Annotated in this window: 1 protein-coding gene; it reads right to left on the reverse strand. The window is 57.1% G+C overall.

All coding sequences use genetic code 11. The features are described from left to right. Positions 1 to 974 (reverse strand): type VI secretion system Vgr family protein (locus tag ACYVNQ_RS09220; RefSeq protein ID WP_460902192.1); only part of this gene is annotated, 974 nt, incomplete at both ends.

Below are 974 nucleotides of genomic sequence, written 5' to 3' on the forward strand. Positions count from 1 at the left end.
TGCACCCACCCGTTGTACGCTTTTCCAATCGCAATGGGCCGGTCGCAATCCCCTCCGTCCCAGTCGACGTATATCTCTTCGCCAATGCGAGGCACGTGCACACCACCGTATCCTCTCCCGGTATCGGACTGCATCACGCGTATCCAGCACGACGAGGTGTCATCGCCGCTGGCTAACCGGTCCCAGCGGAATTTCACCTTGATGCGATTCAATGCGTCGGTGTAGACCTCTTCGCCGGCTGGGCCCACAACCGTTGCCGACTGCATGCGCATGTGCGGCTTGTGATGTTCATAAGGGCTGTGAAACGGTATCGCCCAGCGTTGCGCTTCGATCTGCGTCAGGAAGAAACCGTCACTCCCAGATGCGTCGGTGGGCTGCGTCTGGTGTGGGGCGCGAGCCTGCTCGAGTGCCGTTTCCAGACTGCCCGGAAATCGCTGGGTATTTCCGAGCGGCAGGTTGTTCTCAACAAACCAGCGCGTCTCGATGATCAGGAAACTGCGGTCCTGCTGCTTATCGTTCTGATGATCGGGGTGATCTACAAATTCAAACCAGCGTCCCGCGTCGACACGGCGAACGCCTCCAACGCCAAAAAACCGCTTCGCGCGTGATTCCCATTCTTCGATACGGATACGGTTCAGATGGTCGCCCCGATCGAAATCGAGGTGACTATATGCCCCCGTGTATTCGTAAACCTCCATCTGGTCCGGCAGGCTTCCCTGGTTGGGCATTGTCTGACCGTATGTGATCCGGTGATCTCCAGGGGATTTGTAGTCGCCTGTAACTGGCGTGTATTTCACACTCTGCAGGGTACGGGTGCCGGACCATTGAGTTAGCGCATCGATCTCAGAGGTGATCTCGGATCGCGAAAACGTAATCTGCGCTGGCTCGAGTGGCTTACAAAAATGCGTCAGGTCAGTAATAACTAATGTGTGGGACTGGCCATCGGGCGCCTGCTCGAAGTAACTCCACAGGCC

Source organism: Paraburkholderia jirisanensis (genome assembly GCF_054782355.1).